The sequence below is a fragment of the Nonomuraea sp. NPDC005730 genome, assembly GCF_040630865.1.
Classification (GTDB): Bacteria; Actinomycetota; Actinomycetes; order Streptosporangiales; family Streptosporangiaceae; genus Nonomuraea.
Genome location: NZ_JBEXYK010000016.1, coordinates 67,419 through 83,794, shown reverse-complemented (window position 1 = coordinate 83,794; position 16,376 = coordinate 67,419). Strand labels below are relative to the sequence as shown.

The following is a 16,376-nucleotide window of genomic DNA, read 5'->3' as shown; positions in this document are numbered from 1 at the left end:
GCTAATGCTAACCGATTGGGCCAAACACCTATTCCAACCCCCGTTCCCCGCGCCAACCGGCCAGCTTGCCGCTGCGGCTCACGGCGCGCAGGCGGCGTTCGACCTGGTCACGGCAGGCGGCCGTGGCGACCACCAAGAGCTGGTCGTCGGCCCGGACGCGGGTGCTGTTGTCCGGTACGAACGATTTGCCGTCGCGAACCACCAGCGTCACGGCCGCTCCGGCGGGCAGGCGCAGCTCGAAGATCTCCACGCCGTGCAGGAGCGACCCGACGGGCACCTTGACCTGGAGCAGGTCCGCCTTGAGCTCCTCCAGCGGCGCGGACTCCACCTCCAGCTCGTGCGCCTCGCCCGGCGCGCTCACCCCGAGCAGGCGGGCCGCGTACGGCAGGGTGGGCCCCTGCAGCAGCGTGAACACGATCACGATCACGAAGACCTGGTTGAAGATCTCCTTCGAGCCCTGCACGCCGGACGCCCACGGGATGGTCGCCAGCACGATGGGGATCGCGCCGCGCAGCCCCGCCCACGACAGGAACGCCTGGTCGCGCCAGCTCACCCGATCCAGCCGCAACACCCGCGCCACGGTCGAGCTGACCAGCACCGACAGCGGACGGGCCACCATCACCAGCACGGACCCGGCGATCACGCCCGGCACGATGGCCGACGGCAGCTCCTTGGGCGTGGCCAGCAGCCCGAGCATGACGAACAGCCCGATCTGCGCCAGCCAGGCCGAGCCCTCGGCGAACCCCCTGGTCGCGGCGCGGTGCGGCAGGCGTGAATTGCCCAGGATGAGGGCCGTGAGGTAGACGGCCAGGAAGCCGGAGCCGTGCAGCAGCACCGCGCCGCCGTACGAGACGAAGGTGAGGGCGAGCACGGCGATCGGGTAGAGGCCGGAGGCGGGGAGGGCGACGCGGCGCAGCGCGTACGCGCCCGCCGGTCCGACCGCGAGGCCCACGGCCGCGCCGATGACCAGCTCGATGGCCGTTTCGAGCAGGAACGTCCCGATGGACGCCGGGCGCCGCGACGCCCCGCTGAGCAGTACGACGGCGATGACCGTGGGAGCGTCGTTGAATCCGGACTCCGCCTCCAGAACCCCCGCCAACCGGGTCGGGAGCGGCAGCCTGCGCAGCACCGAGAAGACGGCGGCCGCGTCCGTCGAGGCCAGCACGGCGCCGAGGACCAGCGCCGCGGTCGGATCCATGCCGAGCAGCCCCTGGACGGCCAGCGCCACGACCACGATGCTCACCGTCACGCCGACGGTGGCCAGGATCAGGGCGAGGGGCACCGATTTGCGGACGTGCGACCAGGTCGTGGTCAGACCGCCCTCGGCCAGGATCACCGCCAGCGCGATCAGGCCGATCTGCTGGACGGCCTGCGGGCTCTCCAGCTTGGCGCCGAACCCCGAGGCCCCCAGCACCAGACCGAGGGCCAGGAAGAGGAGAAGGCTGGGCAGACCGCTGCGATGTGTGATGCGTACGGACGCGATGGCCGCGATGACAATTCCGGCGCCGATCAGGAGCCAGACATCAAGCGTCATCCAGCCCCCTCTCGTCCCTTCGGTCACATAAGCCTAGTGAGTCCGCGTGGCGTCATCGCAAAACGGACCCGGTGGTCGTGCGGCTCGGCGGGCACGTCGTCGATCAGCTCGCCGTCGTGCAGCAGGGCCACCGTGGGGACGTTGGGCCCCACCCTGGCCAGCGCGCGGTCGTACGAACCGCCGCCGCGTCCGAGACGCACCCCCGTGCGGCGGTCGACCGCGAGGGCGGGCACGATCACCAGCGCGGCCGTGCGGACGGCGTCGACGCCCCGCCGCGTGTCGACCGGTTCCATGATGCCGAAGCGGCCAGGGGCGAGTGTGTCCGGGCCGTCGTAGACCGCCCAATCCAGGTCATTGTCCTCCTTCAGCACCGGAAGGATCACCGTCGCGCCGTGTTTCCACAGAGCGAACACGAGACCGTGCGTCTCCGGCTCCGACCCCGCCGACCAGTAGCAGGCCACCAGACCGGCCATCTGGACCCACGGCTGTTCGAGCAGCGTCTCGCGGACCTTGGTGGCGTTTGCCCGCAGTTGTTCGTGGGACAGAGCGGTACGCGCCGCGAGCAGTCGGCGACGCAGGTTCAGCTTGTCCACAGGTACCTCCACTAGGGTCTACTCATGGCTGACTTCGACCCTGTGACGAAAGCCGTCGTGCCCGCCGCGGGTCTGGGCACCCGGTTCCTCCCGGCGACCAAGGCGACACCCAAAGAGATGTTGCCCATCGTCGACAAGCCCGCGATCCAGTATGTCGTCGAGGAGGCGGCCTCCGCCGGGCTCCTCGACGTCCTCATGGTCACCGGCAAGAACAAGCGGTCCATCGAAGACCACTTCGACCGCGCGTTCGAGCTGGAAGAGGCCCTGGAGGCCAAGGGCGACGAGCAACGGTTGTCCCAGGTCCGCGAGCCCGCCTCGCTCGCCACGCTGCACTACGTGCGGCAGGGCCAGCCGAAGGGGCTCGGGCACGCGGTGCTGTGCGCCAAGCAGCACGTCGGCGACCACCCGTTCGCCTGCCTGCTCGGTGACGACCTGATCGACTACCGCGACCACCTGCTCAAGCGCATGATCGAGGTGCGCGACACGTTCGGGGGCAGCGTGGTCGCGCTGATGGAGGTGCCGAGGGAGCAGGTCTCGCTCTACGGCGTGGCCACCATCGCCGGCACCGTCGAGGACGACGTCGTGCGGGTGACCGACCTGGTGGAGAAGCCACCGGTGGACGAGGCGCCCTCCACGTGGGCGGTCATCGGGCGATACGTGCTCGATCCCGCCATTTTCGAGGTTCTGGAGAACACCCCGCCGGGGCGCGGCAACGAGATCCAGCTCACCGACGCGCTGCGCACGCTGGCCGGCCGCGGCTCCGAGCAGGGCGGGCCGGTGCACGGCGTGCTGTTCCGCGGGCGGCGGTACGACACCGGCGACAAGCTCGACTATCTGCGGACAGTGGTGAAGTTCGCCGCCGATCGTCCCGATCTGGCGCCGGAGTTCGTGCCGTGGCTGCGGGAGTTCCTCGATGAGATCGGTTGACGCGCATCTGGCCGAGATCCTGGCCACTGTGCGTCCGCTGGCGCCTCTGGAGCTGGAGCTGGAGCGGGCGCTGGGCACGACGCTGGCCGAGGACGTCTCCTCGCCGGTGCCGCTGCCGCCGTTCGACAACTCCGCGATGGACGGCTACGCGGTCAGGGCCGAGGACGTCCCCGGCACGCTGCCGGTGATCGACGACGTCGCCGCCGGGTCCGACGAGCTGCGGGCGGTGGGCCCCGGGCATGCCGTACGCATCATGACCGGGGCGCCCATGCCGGCCGGGGCGGACTCCGTCGTACCGGTGGAGTGGACGGACGGTGGCACGGTCTCCGTCCGGATCAATCGTGATGTCCCGGTTGGCAACGCGATTCGCCGGGCGGGCGAGGACGTCCAGGCGGGCGAGGTGGTGCTCAAGGCCGGCACGGTGATCGGGCCGGCCCAGCTCGGGATCATCGCCGGTGTGGGGCGGCGGCGCGTGTGGGTGCGTCCGCAGCCGCGCGTCGTCGTCATCTCGACCGGCGCCGAGCTGGTCGAGCCGGGGGCGCCGCTGGGCCGCGGGCAGATCTGGGAGTCCAACAGCTTCACCCTGACGGCCGCGGTGCGCCAGGCGGGCGCCGAGGGGTTCCGCGCCGGGTCCGTCGGCGACGATCCCGCCGTGCTGCTCGACCAGCTCGACACCCATCTGGTGCGCGCCGACGCGATCATCACCAGCGGCGGGGTCTCCATGGGGGCCTACGAGCCCGTCAAGGAGGCGCTGTCGCCGCTCGGCACGGTCCGGTTCGAGAAGGTCGCGATGCAGCCCGGCATGCCGCAGGGGTTCGGCGTCCTGGGCGACGACCGGGTGCCGATCTTCGCCCTGCCGGGCAACCCGGTGTCCTCCTTCGTGTCGTTCATGCTGTTCGTACGTCCCGCGCTCGACAAGATGCGCGGCCTGCCCACCGACACGGCCCCGGTGACCGCCTACGTCACCGCGGCGCTGCGCTCGCCGTCGGGCCGGCGCTCGTACCTGCGCGGCGTGCTGTCCTCCGAAGGCACCGTCGCGCCGGTCCACGGGCAGGGCTCCCACCAGCTCGCGGCCCTGGCCTCGGCGAACGCGCTGATCGTGGTGCCGGAGGACGTGACGGAGGTGCCCGGCGGGTCCGAGGTGGAGGTGATCCGGCTGTGAGCGAGTTCACGCACATCGACGAGACGGGCGCGGCCCGCATGGTCGACGTCTCGGCCAAGGACGTCTCCGCCCGTACCGCGACGGCGACCGGGCGGGTGCTGCTGTCGTCCGAGGTCGTGGCGCTGCTGCGGTCGGGCGAGGTGCCCAAGGGCGACGCGCTCGGGGTGGCCCGGATCGCCGGGATCATGGGGGCGAAACGCACGCCCGACCTCGTCCCGCTCTGCCATCCGATCGCGTTGCACGGCGTCAAGGTCGTGCTCGACGTCGAGGACTGGGGCGTGGCGATCACCTCCCGGGTGAGGACGGCCGACCGCACCGGCGTGGAGATGGAGGCGCTGACCGCCGTCACCGTGGCCGCGCTGGCGCTGATCGACATGGTGAAGGCGGTCGATCCGGCCGCCGTGATCACCGATGTCCGGGTGGAGGAGAAGGTGGGCGGCAAGACCGGTCTGTGGACCAGGGAGGCCACGTGATCAGGGCGCTCGTGGTGACCGTGTCGAACCGTGCGTCCGCCGGGATTTATGCCGACAAATCAGGGCCGTTGCTGGCCGAGTTGCTGGCGTCCGACGCCGGCTGCGAGGTCTCGGGGCCCGTGGTCGTCCCCGACGGCGACGCGGTCGAGGCGGCCCTGCGGGACGGTGTCGCGCAGGGTTACGACGTGATCGTCACCACCGGCGGCACCGGGCTCACGCCCCTCGACCTGACGCCGGAGATGACCGCCCGCGTGATCACCAGGGAGATTCCTGGTATTGCGGAGGCCGTTCGCCTGGCGAATCGCGACAAGGTGCCCACGTCGGTCCTGTCCCGGGGGCTGGCCGGTCAGGCGGGGAACACGTTGATCGTGAATCTGCCCGGCTCGTCCGGTGGCGTCCGCGATGGGGTGGCCGTGCTCGCGCCCGTCCTGCGGCACGCCGTCGAGCAGATGCAGGGCGGCGACCACCCCCGCTGACCAGGTTTCGGTCTGCCGATCGATGATCCGTGGCGACATCGTGCCCGATGGGGGGATGATGAGAGGCGTGGATCGACTTCGTGGCTGGCCGGCGATTCTGAACGAAGGCCCGGTAGGCCTGCGGCCGCTGCGGCTGAGCGACGTACGCGTCTGGCGCGAGACCAGGTTGCGCAACGCCGACTGGCTGCGTCCCTGGGAACCGAGCAACCCCGAGACCCCGCTTTTCAGAACGGGGCTCGGCCCGTACATCTCCATGGTCGGCACCCTGCGCCGCGAGGCCAGACAGGGGCTGGCGCTGCCCTGGGTGGTCACCTACGGCGGCCGCTTCGCGGGGCAGCTCACCGTGGGAGCCATCGTGTGGGGATCTGCCCGTTCCGCCCAGGTCGGTTACTGGGTGGACGGCGCGCTGGCCGGGCGGGCCATCATCCCCACCGCCCTGGCCCTGGCCGTCGATCATTGCTTTTTCACCACCGGATTGCATCGGCTAGAGGCGAACATCCGTCCTGAGAACCAGGCCAGCCGTAGGGTGGTGGAGAAGCTCGGGTTCAGGGAAGAAGGCATTCGGCGTCGCCAACTCCACATCGACGGGGCCTGGCGCGACCACATCTGCTACGCGCTGACCGTCGAGGACGTCCCCGGCGGCCTGCTCGTACAGTGGCGGCGCGCCCGTGAGGCGGCCGCTCACGGCGGATCTCCGATCGAAGAGGTTTGACGATCTCGCGACACACCGCACCGAATGCTCGTCAATCAGTGACACACGGTCTTACGGTGCGTGACGTGAGCACAATGAAGGCGCGACGAGCACAGACGCGCTTTCGTGCTGCCCGGAGGTGGTCGTGAGCAGCGCCTTCCTCTATGTCGCCATTGTGGTGATGTGGCTGTGCGTCCTGATCCCGATGTGGTTGCGCCGGGACAAGACGAACCTTCAGGAGCTGGCCGAACTCGAAGAGCACTACACCGGCGAGCACGCCCTGCCCGACCTGGACAACCTCGACGCCACCCTCGGCGACGAGGACGCGCCGGAGGTCGAGAAGGTCGATGTCCGGCAGTTCCGGTTTCGGCGTAGGGCGATCATCGTAGCGCGCCGCCGGCGCTTGTTGTTCTTCACCGCACTGCTCGTCCTGGCCTCGGTGGTCACGGCCGGGGTCGAGATGATCCCGTGGTGGGGTGTGGCGCCGTCCGTGGTCGTCATGCTGTCGTACATGGCCTTTCTGCGGATCGCCGTCCAGGTGGATCGCGAACGCCGCGAGCGGGCGCTCCAGGCGCGCTCTGAGCGGCTGCGACGGGCCCGCGAGCGGCGCCGGGCGGAGGCCGAGGTGGAGGCCGAGGTGATCGACCTGACCGCGCTGCACGTCGACGTCCTGTTCGACCAGTACGCCGAACCGCCCAAACGGGCGGTGGGCGACTGAGAGGATGGCGCGAGGACCCTTGGGAGTTTGCTAATCTGGTCGAGTCCTTGGGGATGTAGCGCAGTCCGGTAGCGCACTTCGTTCGCATCGAAGGGGTCAGGGGTTCGAATCCCCTCATCTCCACCAGGAAGATGCAGGTGAGAAGGGTCTTTGGAGAAATCCAGAGGCCCTTTTCTCATGTCTGGAAGTCGATGGGAGCCAATCGGGGAGCCATCTCACTCGGACTCTCAACCCGTGGGCTTCTCGCCGAAGATGGTGTTCATGGTCTGGGCACCCTTGGTGATCACCGGCCGTAGCTGGTGCCGGTAGACCGCCTCTGTGACGCTGGTGCCGGCGTGGCCGACGAGATCGGCGATGGTCTCGATCGGTACGCCCTGGTCACTCATGATGGAGACGAACGAGTGACGTAGTTCTCGGGGGCTCCAGGTGGTTCCGAGCCCGGCTCGCTTGGTGACCCTGCGGAATGCTCGCCGCACGTTCGATGCGTCGAGTGGGGTTCCGACGCTTGTACAGAAGAGCAGGTTGTGGTCTTGCCACGCCTCGCCGGCCTTGAGCTTCTGGGTGGCTTGGCGGGTGTGGTGCTGCCTTAGTGCTTGAGCTGCGAGGGTGGGCAGTTCCAGCGTTCGGCGTGACTTGCGGGTCTTGGTGTCTCCTCCTACTCGATCGGCTCGCCACACGTAGATGGCGAACTTCTTGTGCTTGAAGCCGGCCTCGGTGACTGGATGCCACTGCTTGAGGCTCGGGATCCAGGCCACGACGTGATCCCACCCCAGGGCGCGGGCTTCTTCGGTACGGATGCCCGTTGTGAGGCTCAGCACCACGTAAGCGTGGAGTTCGGAGAACTCGGCGGCCTTGAGCACGGCCTCTGCTTGCTGTCGGGTGAGTGCCTTACTGGGGCGTCCGTTCGTGCCCTTGGGCGTGGTGACCAGCTCGGCGACGTTCCTGAGCACCATGTCACGGGCTTGAGCTTGTCGGATGGCTCGCTTCAATACGCCGTGGATCTCGCGCAAGGTGGTGGTGGCTAGTTCTTCGGCGAGTTGGTCCAGCCACGCGTCCACGTGATCGGCACGTAGCTGCTTGAGCTTGATCTTCCCTAGTCTCGGGATGACGTGCGTCTCGGCGAGGATACGGAGCTTGCTTACGGTGTTCTCGGATCGGCCCTTCAGGCCTTTGGTGAGCCAGTCGTTGACGGCGTCGCGCACGGTGTAGGTCTCCGATGCGCTGACGCCTGCCTCAAGGTCTTTGACCGCCTTGATCAGCTTGTCCTTGACCGCTGTCTTGGTCTTGGCCTTGCGCTTGAGGCGCTGGCGTCTGCCGTCCGGGCCGAACCCGAGGGAGATGGCTCCCGTGTAGCCGTCCCCCTCGGGATAGATGGTCGCTTCGTACTTGCCGATCAGGATCTTGGCCAAGGGATCACCCCTTCTCGTGACGGTTGAGGTACTCCTCGATCGCCTTCCTGATCACCCACGACACATCTCGCTCCTGCGACTCGGCGTACCTGCGGAGACGGTCTTTCAGTTCCGTGTCCACCCGTACGGGAGGCAGGGTTGTTCGGTCGCTCGTCATAGACGGCTTCCTTTCGTGTCATGCAGTTATCAAGAGGCGCTCTGCCGGTGGTGCGGCGAGTGCCGCACCACCGGCTCTGTAGAACGTTGTAGCACGTTGCTCTACGCCTCGTCTGTGGCTTCGAGGTAAGAGACGAAGTCGCTGAGTTGCCGATCGGTGATCCGGCGAAGCTTTCCGATCTTGATGCTCTTGAGTTGGCCGGTGCGGAGAAGGAAGTAGACCTTGTCGCGCCCGATGCTCAGCATCTCCGCAACTTGTTCGACCGTGTATGCCTGCATGCGGCATCCCCTCCTCTCGCTTGTCGGTGCGGGAGCTACGGATTGTGATCGTCCGCCCGTTCGTCCGTCCGCGTCCGTCGTGCTCTCTACACGCGCAGACGCGCGGACGGACGCGTACGGCGGACGCGGACGATTACGAGCCGTCATCTTCGGCGAGGGCCCGCCAGCGCCCTCGTGAGACCTGTTCGACCTGGTCTGCACGGCTCAACTCCTGGAGGCGTTGGTAGACCCACGTGCGGCGCATGCCCGTTTCGCGCATGAGGTCGCCGATGCTGGCTCCGTTGCTCGACGCCTGTCGCAATGACGCTGTCAACGCCTCTTCGGCTCTTCGTACCGCGTTGTCGCGTGCGTGGCGGGGCGATGGTCGGAAGGCAGATTCAAGCGGTGCAGCGGGTCTTTCAGACGCTTCTTGCAGGGCTTGAGCCGACACCTCATCGAGGGTCGGGCGATGTTGCCCATGCCGTTCGGCAGTGGCTTGTACCCCTTGGTCGTCGAGAAGGTAGGTGCGGGCTCGGCGGGGGATGTCGTGTTCCGGGGAACTGATGAGGAACTTGCCGGGGGCGTCGAGCTTGTGGGCGTGCCAGCCGGCCTTCACCATGCCCTGTCCGAGGATGAGATCTCCGTCGCGGGGTTCCCGGACTCGGAAGCACAGCCGGACATCCATCTGTGAACGGACCGCGCTCTTGCCCATCGCGTCCTTGGAGGGGCGTTGCGTGGCGGCGATCACGTTGACCGCCGGCGCGCGGCCTCGCCTGGCGATCGAATCGGCATGGTCGATGGCCCGCGGCGCCTCGCTGGCCAGCTCGGCGTACTCGTCGATGACGATGAGCAGGGCGGGCCGGTCGGGGCGAGGTTCCCAGACACGTTCGCCGCGTCTGGTGAGGTCATCGGCGCGTCCGTCGAGGATGACCACGGCGTCGGCCAGGAGCGCCTCCGCCTCCTGCGGGGTGGTGGCCAACCGGTCGATGCACGACGCCCAAGGCTGTAGTTCCATGCCGCGCTTGAGGTCGATCGCCCAGAGGATCACGTCCTGGCAGGCGGTCAGCTCGCCGAGCAGGACGTTCACCCCTCCGGACTTGCCTGCCCCCGACATGCCGGCGAACAGTCCGTGTCTCCGCAGGAGGGGAACGCGGACCGGCGTGCCGTCCTCGAAGAGCCCTAGCTTGACTGGCTGAGTGATCGAGGTGATAGACGGGCCTGGCCAGGCGATGGCGTCGGCGTGCGGGTCTGTCTCTATGACTCGTATGTCGGCGCGGTTGGCCTTCTTGCTCGCTACTGGTTGGACGCGGATGCCGCCGCGGGTGGTGCCGAGAGCCGATTCCAGGCGGGGGACGGCGTTGACCGCGTCTTCGACGGTCTGCCCGACGCCCAGCCCGAGACGGAACCGGTAGCCCCACAGGTCGACCATGGCCGATTGGACTCGGGATCCGGCCAGTCCGACGGCCTTGGCGATGTCGGGCCAGGCGGCCAGGGTGCGTTCGACGCGGACGCGGGCACGTCTGCGGCGGTGCGCCCACCAGGGCAGGGCCAGCACGAGTGTGCCGATGCCGAGTGTGGCGGGCAAGGGAGTCGTGAACGGTCCGAAACAGGTCGCCAGGGTCAGCCACGTTCCGGCGAACGCCGTGGCGGTGGCGGCGTAGCCGCGTTCGATGGGACGGGGAAGGTTCACCCATCGTCCCCAGATGGTCAGTGCGGTAGCCGCCGTGATCGTGCAGGCGATCACGGTCGGCCACCACTCCGGGCACCAGCGCCGCAGGATCACACCCGCCAGCAGGACGGCCGCGGCCAGGCTGCACGGCGCGAGTTCGGACCGGTAACGCCAAGCCAGACGGGTGATGCCGGCGATCGCCAGAGGTGCCAGCTCCAGGTCATCGATCATCGCGACGGGCTGGACCCCGTAACGACGCATTCGGCGCGCGTTGCGGCGCATCTCGTGGCGCGTCGCGCGGTGCCTGTTCATCGTCCCTCGCCGGACGTCTGGGCATGCAGCTCGTCGCGCACGTAGTACAGGGGGTCGTCGTCGCCGTCGTGGTGGGCCGCGAGGGTGGCGCGGACGGCGGCCAGCAGGTTGGCCCGCTGATGGCGGATGAGGGCCAGTTCCGCGCGGAGGCCGGTGACCTCGTCGATCAGGGTGTCGATGTCGTTGAGGGCGGCGGTCAGATACGCCCAGACGGGCAGCATGGGCAGCGGGTCTCGGGTGAGCGCCGCCAGGAGTTGAGCGGCGGTGACGTTGCGGTGAGCGACCTCCTGGAGATCAGTGTGCGGGTACGGGTGGCGGTGGGTCATCAGGCATCACATCCTTCGGTCGGGGACAAGGTCAGTGGCTGGAGATCCAGCGCAGAGCGCCGTGGAGAAGGGCGCGGATTTCGGGTGCGAGCGTGGTGGCGGCCAGCAGGAAGCCGAACAGCAGCGTGATCAGCGCGTGCCACAGGCGCAGTCCCAGGTAGCGCCAGGCGATGAAAACCATCGCGCCGAACACGAGCACCAGCGGGACGGTCACGGTCATGGGGCTTCACCTCCTCTCGGGTCGATCGGTGGGTAGGTCAGATGCCGTCGTGGCGGGACTTGCGGCGGAGCCAGCGTCGGCGGGCGCGGCACTTGTGGCACAGACGGCTTCCGGACGTGGCGTCGGCGCCGCACAGGCACCGGAGCGGGACGAGGCGGGTCATGCGCATCTGAGGTTCACCTCCTCCCTGCACAGGCGGCGGGCGGGCAGTGGTGGGCGTAGGTGCCCAGGAGGCGACGGCTCAGGGTTCCCGTGGGGGCGTGGCGACGGTCCTCGGTACGGATCACGGTGACCAGCACCACGAAGAGCGCGAGCGTGACGGCCGACAGCGCCAGGGCCAGGAAGACGACGAAGAGTCCGAAGTCCATGGGTCACGCCCCTTCGATCTCGTCGAGGGCGATCGCGTCGCGGTAGGAGTCGAGCGCTTCGCGCCGGACCATCGCCGCCTGCGTGATCAGGACGGCCTCAAAGCGGACGGTGCCGAAGTCGATACCGGCGACGTGGTGTCCGTTCTCGACGATGGGCGTCGTGCCAAGCAGAGCGGCGATTCGCTGAACTTCGGCGATCGCTTCGGCTTCCGTGGTGGCGTCGGTGTCGTAGCGGGTGTGGACCGACACGCGCACGGTGCCGTACCCGGGAACAGGCACCCGCGGGTGGCTGTCCAGGAAGGTGGCCAGGGCCCGCAGTCCGGTGATCAGTTCGCGGCGGTGGTGGTGCTGAGCTGCGCTCATGGAGATCACATCCCTTCCGTCTCCGGTGACCTACGAGGCGAAGGTAGGTTTCGGGGAAGGGGCGGCCCCATCGCGCGATGTGATCATGCGGTGAGATCAAGAACATCCACCGATGAGATGATCAGATCCTGTGGTGAGATAAGCCCCAGCTCACGACCCATGCCACACAAGAGACCCCCGACAGGGTCCTTTGGGAACTGGCACTCTCGCGAGCGCAGAAGGACCCTGCCGGGGGCGTTGACGCGACGGCGCGGGACGCGGTGGCAAGGTGTGAGCGAGCCCCGGGCCATGCACCGTCGCGGGTCAAGACGGCCAGGGAACAGGCGAGCGTGCCTCTCCGGTCACGTTCGGTCCCGCCGGGGATCCTGGCCAAGGTCAATCGGTGTCGGGTGAGTCATCAGGCGCTTTTCGGGAGCCGTTTGTCAGTCGTGTTCCAGAGCAGGCGCGTTCGCGCACGGGAGGTCAGATACAGGTGGTAGAGCGCTGTGGCGGTGTAGCCCTCACAGCAGTCATCGACGTTCAGGTCGAAGTGGTCGAAGAACGCCGTGCGCGAGAGTGCGCCGTGCGCCGCGTCTCGTTCTCCCAGCAGAGCTGCTCTATGGGCTGTCGGATGTGCCTGACTCCATTTGTCCTGAGTCATGTCATTGCACCTCGCCGGCCGCGGACGCCGAGCGGAGGTCCCGATACCGGGCGACGATTCGGCGCACGGCCCTCGCGGGATCCGTTGTGGAGTGCCAGGCGTAGACGGGGCGGTGGCGGCGGTCGTTCCAGCCGGCTCGCCACCAGAACCGGTCACCGTTCGTCCACACGACGAGATCGCGCCACACCGACACCGCCGCCAGGCCGTAGCCGTCGTTCACGTCGGTCGTGATCCCGTACAGAGCCAGCTCTCGTTGTAGCCGGTCAGCCGCGGCGACAACGGAGCTGAGGCGATATGCCGCTCGCTGTCCGGTCATGCGCTGGCTTCCCTCCCGCAACTCTGATTTCTGAGGCAACAAATTGGCGGAAGTCAGACAAACGCGAATCTTTGACTTGCCTCAGATCAGCTCTGACGTGCTCCGCGAACTGATGCGAGGTTTCCAGCCAAAGCGGTTCCGTAGAATCTCACCGTGATATCTCACGGTGTGATGGACTAGGAGCGCTTCACTTCTTCTCGAACGGCGCGCTACCAGGGGAACGGAACGCCGCCATGACAATGGATCAAGAGCGAGTTCTTCATGTTCTTGAGACTGTTTTCGCACGTCAGGACATGGAAGACGTGTGCAAGCAGCGCGATCTCGGCGGGGTCATCCGCATCCTCACCAAGTACGGAATCACCCAGGGGCAGATAGCCAACCTCACCGGAATCCCGCAGGGGCGCGTCAGCGAGTACAAGAGCGGAAAGCGCCTCCCGACCGCGAAGCATACATTTGAGTCGTTCGCTGATGGTTTGAGCATGCCTGGCCACTTGCGTCGCCATTTGGGGTTAGCGTCCCCAGGTGGCCGAGGTGGCGGTGCACAGGTCATCAGCGATGGGGTTCAGATCCCCACGGACACATTTGACTTGCAGCTCTTCGCTGAAGCGATCGGGAAAAGGGGCGAGCCGTTGAAGCGCCGCGAACTGCTGGCAATGATCGGGCAACTGGGTGCCCAGTCAGCCCTGGCCCAGAACGAGGCATGGGAGAAGGTCGCATACGCCCTGTCGAGGCCGAAGGCGCTCGACGAAGCGGTGGTGCGAGAGATGGAAGCAAGAGCGGCCGGCTTCCATCGTCTGGAAGAGATGCTGCCCGCACAGACCATCTTCAAGGGCCTGGCCGCCCACCTGAACGAGGTCGGCACCCTCCTGAACAGCACAGCCACCGACCCCAAGGACGAGCTCCGTAGACGCTTGATCGTGGTCGCCGGCGAGAGCAGCGTCCTCGCCGGGTGGATCGCAACTGACCTGGGGAACGTGTCGGCGGCTCGCAACTTCTACGACACAGCGGAGAAGGCATCCAAGGAGGCGGACGATCCGGCCATCATCGCGTGCGCGTTCGGCTACAGAAGCTACATCCCCAGCGGCAAGGGCAACCACGGGCGAGCCCGCTCCCTGTTGACCACCGCACTCCAGCACCTTCCCAGGGACGTATCACCTGGCACCACATCCTGGCTTGCGGCCCGGCACGCGGAAGAGAGTGCCGCGCTGGGAGAGCGGGAAGCAGCCATTCGGTCATGGGCCGAGGCAAGCGAAGCATTCAACATCGCAGATCCAGAAGAGGATCGGGTGTGGACCCGATTTCTGGACCGTGACCGCTTCGATTCCTTCCTGATCTCGACCTATGCGCAAATCGGTCGGCTGGACGAAGCTGAAGATGTAGCCCGTGCGGTCATCGCACGACTGCCTGAGGTAGAACGAAAGCGAGCAGGCATCATCCTCGGAGATATTGCCACGGCTCATATCATGCACGGATCGGTGGCGGAAGCGGCCAGAGCGGCGAGAGAAGGTCTCGCGATCATACGCGAGACGGAATCCGGCATTTGGCTGCCGCGGTTCATTGTCCTTGGTGAATCGCTCAGGCGCTGGCAGACCCAGCCGCCGGTCCGCGCATTTCTGGAGGAGCTGGCAGTAACGAAGCGTCAGTTCTCTGCGTCACCGTACTGATCCAGTTAAGATAGGCGCCGCTGCCTTCGAGTATCTCGGTGGCGATTATTTCTGGGATTTCATAACTGTGGATAGCTTTGATGTGCTCCTCAAGCTCTGCGAATAAGGCTCGCGTGGTTTTGATGATTAACTGCCATTCCTGCTCGTCCCGCAGAGAGTCCTTCCACCAGTATAGAGAGCGGATTGGGCCAACGATCTGAACGCCAGCAGCGAGGCGTTTCATGGTGATGCTGCGCGCTAGAGCCGCACCTGCGTCCGCATTCGGGACGGTCGTCAGTACCTGAATGTAACCCGTCACGACCCTGGCACCTCGTTGACTCCAAACAATCAGATGCTGCCTACCTTAGATTCCGGGCAACGGAGGTGCGAGTGTAGGGAGCACCGAACAGGCGGAAGCCCCGCGATCGCGGGGCCGACCCGATCTTCTGCGCGATCGCGTCTATGGCGGGAGCAACATCCCCGCGTCGCGCGGGGCGCACCGGGTGTACTCCGAGAGTCCATGAGCGTGCCGTCGGGAACATCCCCGTGTGCGCGGGGCCGGCAATCGGACGGCACCAGCGTAATCGTCGGCCTCCGGAACATCCCCGCGTCCGCGGGGCCGACTCGGATGCGGACCATTCCAGGGTAGTTAGGCGCGGAACATCCCCGCGTCCGCGGGGCCGACGGCGACCAGAAGCGCCACTCCCCGAGAAGGAGGGAACATCCCCGCGCGGGGATCTTCCCCGGTTCAAGAAGACGCGGTGGCCGAAGATCCCGTCGGCTCCGCACGCGCGGGGATCCTCCCGGCCTCTACGTGTGGAATGGTGCTGCCACGGCGTCGGCCCCGCACCTGCGGGGATCTTCCATTCATAAGCGCGAGCTTGTGGCTGGCGGTGAAGTCGGCCGCGCGGGGATCATTTGTCGTACGCGGCGACGTCGTACGGGCCGAGCGGTCGGCCCTGCACGCGCGGGGATCGCTCTGGCTCAGTATGGGTGCGAGCTGCAGAAGCGGATGTTGGTGCCGAATGCGAGATCGGTCGGCCTCGCAGGCGTCGGGGCGTCGTTCGGCCACTGAGCCTTCGATGCTGGGTGGGAATGAGGACTTCTCCCTCGGCATGGAGGAAGCCACGGGAGCCAATTTGGGGAGCCACCGCCTTGCGACTCCTTCAGTCGTTCTGCTTCCTCCTTGGGGCCTTGCAAGAGGTAAGAGGCGCCCCGATCGACCCATATCGACCTCCCCGGACATGCTTGTCTTCCTTCGCATCGAAGGGGTCAGGGGTTCGAATCCCCTCATCTCCACCCAGGTCAGAGGCCGCTTCCGTGAAATCGGAAGCGGCCTTCTGTATTACTGGGTGACCAACTGAGTGACTATGCCTCACGGGGTGGCCGCGGCCTGCCATCCGTCGTATTGGCCGTGATGGCGAGCTGCCAGGTCGTCGAACAGGTTGCCTGTCTCCCGTACGAAGTCGGGTGAGATCACGGCGTTTGCCTCGCAGGTCACCGGCCAGCTGTCAGGAGACTCCGGGGAAGGCTTCCCGACCTGGGGGCGCAGACCAAAGCCGGCGCCGTTGGCCTCCTGAGCGGCATCGAGGGTCGGGGCGTACAGGTGGAAGATCACATAGTTTTCCGGGAAGATCCGGTCCATGGCCTCTGCTCCTTCCAGGAGCATTGGGCGGAGCTGCTTGCGGTGGCCGACCAGGCGTGAGATGGCCTCGATGGGCATGCCTGAGTCGGAGAGCAGTGAGACGAAGCTGTGCCGCATCTCGCGCGGTGTCCAGTCCTTCGGGGCGGGGCCGGCCTTTTCGAGGACGGCCCGGAACGAGCGGCGGACGTTGTGCGCGTCGAGCTCCGTGCCCACCTTGGACGCGAACACGAGGTCGCTGTCCTGCCAGCGGTCACGCGCTGCCTTCTTGGCCACGTCCTGGCGTTCACGGTGGAGCTTGAGGGCGTCCACGCAGCGCCTCGGCATGGCCAGGGTGCGGCGGGACTTCTTGGTCTTGGTGTCGCATCCTTCCTGGACCGAGCGACAGGCCATGGTGGACGGCGGTGTGCTGTCCATGTCGACGGAGGGCTGAGCGGCCACCTGAGCGGACTGCAAGGGCAGTGCGGCGGCTCCTCCGGC

21 protein-coding genes and 1 tRNA gene are annotated in these 16,376 nt (G+C 67.1%); 8 read left to right on the top strand and 14 right to left on the bottom strand.

Annotation, left to right across the window (positions count from 1 at the left end; genetic code table 11):
- Nucleotides 1-28: 28 nt before the first annotated feature.
- On the bottom strand, nucleotides 29-1,534 hold the full coding sequence (locus ABZ444_RS20945) for a potassium/proton antiporter (RefSeq protein WP_357999213.1): 1,506 nt from the start codon (nucleotides 1,532-1,534) through the stop codon (nucleotides 29-31).
- Between the two features lie 23 nt (nucleotides 1,535-1,557).
- Entirely contained in the window at nucleotides 1,558-2,127 is a 570-nt protein-coding gene (locus ABZ444_RS20940; RefSeq protein ID WP_357999210.1) for a 5-formyltetrahydrofolate cyclo-ligase, read from the bottom strand.
- Nucleotides 2,128-2,151: 24 nt separating this feature from the next.
- Between ABZ444_RS20940 and galU the strand changes: the two genes are divergently transcribed.
- From galU to ABZ444_RS20905, 7 genes are all read left to right on the top strand, one after another.
- Nucleotides 2,152-3,054: a UTP--glucose-1-phosphate uridylyltransferase GalU gene (gene galU, locus ABZ444_RS20935; RefSeq protein ID WP_357999207.1), complete on the top strand. Its 903-nt coding sequence runs from the start codon at nucleotides 2,152-2,154 to the stop codon at nucleotides 3,052-3,054.
- Nucleotides 3,041-4,216 carry a gephyrin-like molybdotransferase Glp gene (gene glp / locus ABZ444_RS20930; RefSeq protein ID WP_357999204.1) on the top strand — a complete coding sequence of 392 codons (1,176 nt, stop codon included), beginning with the start codon at nucleotides 3,041-3,043 and terminating at the stop codon, nucleotides 4,214-4,216. Before galU ends, glp begins: the two co-directional genes overlap by 14 nt.
- On the top strand, nucleotides 4,213-4,689 hold the full coding sequence (moaC, locus tag ABZ444_RS20925) for a cyclic pyranopterin monophosphate synthase MoaC (protein ID WP_357999202.1): 477 nt from the start codon (nucleotides 4,213-4,215) through the stop codon (nucleotides 4,687-4,689). Before glp ends, moaC begins: the two co-directional genes overlap by 4 nt.
- Nucleotides 4,686-5,165 carry a MogA/MoaB family molybdenum cofactor biosynthesis protein gene (locus ABZ444_RS20920; protein ID WP_357999200.1) on the top strand — a complete coding sequence of 160 codons (480 nt, stop codon included), beginning with the start codon at nucleotides 4,686-4,688 and terminating at the stop codon, nucleotides 5,163-5,165. The genes moaC and ABZ444_RS20920 overlap by 4 nt, the downstream gene beginning before the upstream one ends.
- A 58-nt stretch (nucleotides 5,166-5,223) precedes the next feature.
- On the top strand, nucleotides 5,224-5,877 hold the full coding sequence (locus ABZ444_RS20915) for a GNAT family protein (protein ID WP_352366396.1): 654 nt from the start codon (nucleotides 5,224-5,226) through the stop codon (nucleotides 5,875-5,877).
- Between the two features lie 124 nt (nucleotides 5,878-6,001).
- A complete protein-coding gene (locus ABZ444_RS20910; protein WP_357999197.1) occupies nucleotides 6,002-6,574 on the top strand; it encodes a hypothetical protein in 573 nt (190 codons plus the stop codon).
- A 49-nt stretch (nucleotides 6,575-6,623) separates the two neighbouring features.
- A tRNA-Ala gene (locus ABZ444_RS20905) sits at nucleotides 6,624-6,700 on the top strand.
- A 101-nt stretch (nucleotides 6,701-6,801) separates the two neighbouring features.
- Here ABZ444_RS20905 and ABZ444_RS20900 read toward each other — a convergent pair.
- From ABZ444_RS20900 to ABZ444_RS20855, 10 genes are all read right to left on the bottom strand, one after another.
- Nucleotides 6,802-7,983, bottom strand: a complete 1,182-nt coding sequence (locus tag ABZ444_RS20900; protein WP_357999194.1) for a site-specific integrase — start codon at nucleotides 7,981-7,983, stop codon at nucleotides 6,802-6,804.
- Between the two features lie 4 nt (nucleotides 7,984-7,987).
- Nucleotides 7,988-8,140, bottom strand: coding sequence for a ribbon-helix-helix domain-containing protein (locus ABZ444_RS20895; protein ID WP_347624618.1), 153 nt, complete (start codon nucleotides 8,138-8,140; stop codon nucleotides 7,988-7,990).
- 101 nt (nucleotides 8,141-8,241) lie between these two features.
- Nucleotides 8,242-8,418, bottom strand: a complete 177-nt coding sequence (locus tag ABZ444_RS20890) for a helix-turn-helix domain-containing protein (RefSeq protein ID WP_352366550.1) — start codon at nucleotides 8,416-8,418, stop codon at nucleotides 8,242-8,244.
- A 133-nt stretch (nucleotides 8,419-8,551) separates the two neighbouring features.
- Nucleotides 8,552-10,378 (bottom strand): cell division protein FtsK, encoded by a 1,827-nt coding sequence (locus tag ABZ444_RS20885; protein ID WP_357999191.1) that lies wholly within the window; start codon nucleotides 10,376-10,378, stop codon nucleotides 8,552-8,554.
- Entirely contained in the window at nucleotides 10,375-10,704 is a 330-nt protein-coding gene (locus ABZ444_RS20880; protein WP_357999189.1) for a hypothetical protein, read from the bottom strand. The genes ABZ444_RS20885 and ABZ444_RS20880 overlap by 4 nt, the downstream gene beginning before the upstream one ends.
- A 31-nt stretch (nucleotides 10,705-10,735) precedes the next feature.
- Complete coding sequence (locus ABZ444_RS20875) at nucleotides 10,736-10,924, bottom strand: hypothetical protein (protein ID WP_357999186.1); 189 nt, start codon at nucleotides 10,922-10,924, stop codon at nucleotides 10,736-10,738.
- A 176-nt stretch (nucleotides 10,925-11,100) separates the two neighbouring features.
- Complete coding sequence (locus ABZ444_RS20870) at nucleotides 11,101-11,292, bottom strand: hypothetical protein (RefSeq protein ID WP_352366542.1); 192 nt, start codon at nucleotides 11,290-11,292, stop codon at nucleotides 11,101-11,103.
- Nucleotides 11,293-11,295: 3 nt separating this feature from the next.
- Complete coding sequence (locus ABZ444_RS20865) at nucleotides 11,296-11,655, bottom strand: hypothetical protein (RefSeq protein WP_357999182.1); 360 nt, start codon at nucleotides 11,653-11,655, stop codon at nucleotides 11,296-11,298.
- Between the two features lie 397 nt (nucleotides 11,656-12,052).
- Nucleotides 12,053-12,295, bottom strand: a complete 243-nt coding sequence (locus ABZ444_RS20860; protein WP_357999179.1) for a hypothetical protein — start codon at nucleotides 12,293-12,295, stop codon at nucleotides 12,053-12,055.
- 1 nt (nucleotide 12,296) lies between these two features.
- A complete protein-coding gene (locus ABZ444_RS20855) occupies nucleotides 12,297-12,611 on the bottom strand; it encodes a hypothetical protein (protein WP_357999176.1) in 315 nt (104 codons plus the stop codon).
- Between the two features lie 233 nt (nucleotides 12,612-12,844).
- On the opposite strand from ABZ444_RS20855, the gene ABZ444_RS20850 reads away from it, so the two are divergent.
- On the top strand, nucleotides 12,845-14,275 hold the full coding sequence (locus ABZ444_RS20850; protein WP_357999173.1) for a helix-turn-helix transcriptional regulator: 1,431 nt from the start codon (nucleotides 12,845-12,847) through the stop codon (nucleotides 14,273-14,275).
- Here the strand turns inward: ABZ444_RS20850 and cutA are convergent.
- Both cutA and ABZ444_RS20840 read right to left on the bottom strand, forming a co-directional pair.
- Nucleotides 14,187-14,498, bottom strand: a complete 312-nt coding sequence (cutA, locus tag ABZ444_RS20845) for a divalent-cation tolerance protein CutA (RefSeq protein WP_357999414.1) — start codon at nucleotides 14,496-14,498, stop codon at nucleotides 14,187-14,189. The genes ABZ444_RS20850 and cutA overlap by 89 nt on opposite strands.
- Nucleotides 14,499-15,629: 1,131 nt before the next feature.
- A complete protein-coding gene (locus ABZ444_RS20840) occupies nucleotides 15,630-16,313 on the bottom strand; it encodes a tyrosine-type recombinase/integrase (protein ID WP_357999170.1) in 684 nt (227 codons plus the stop codon).
- Nucleotides 16,314-16,376: the final 63 nt, after the last annotated feature.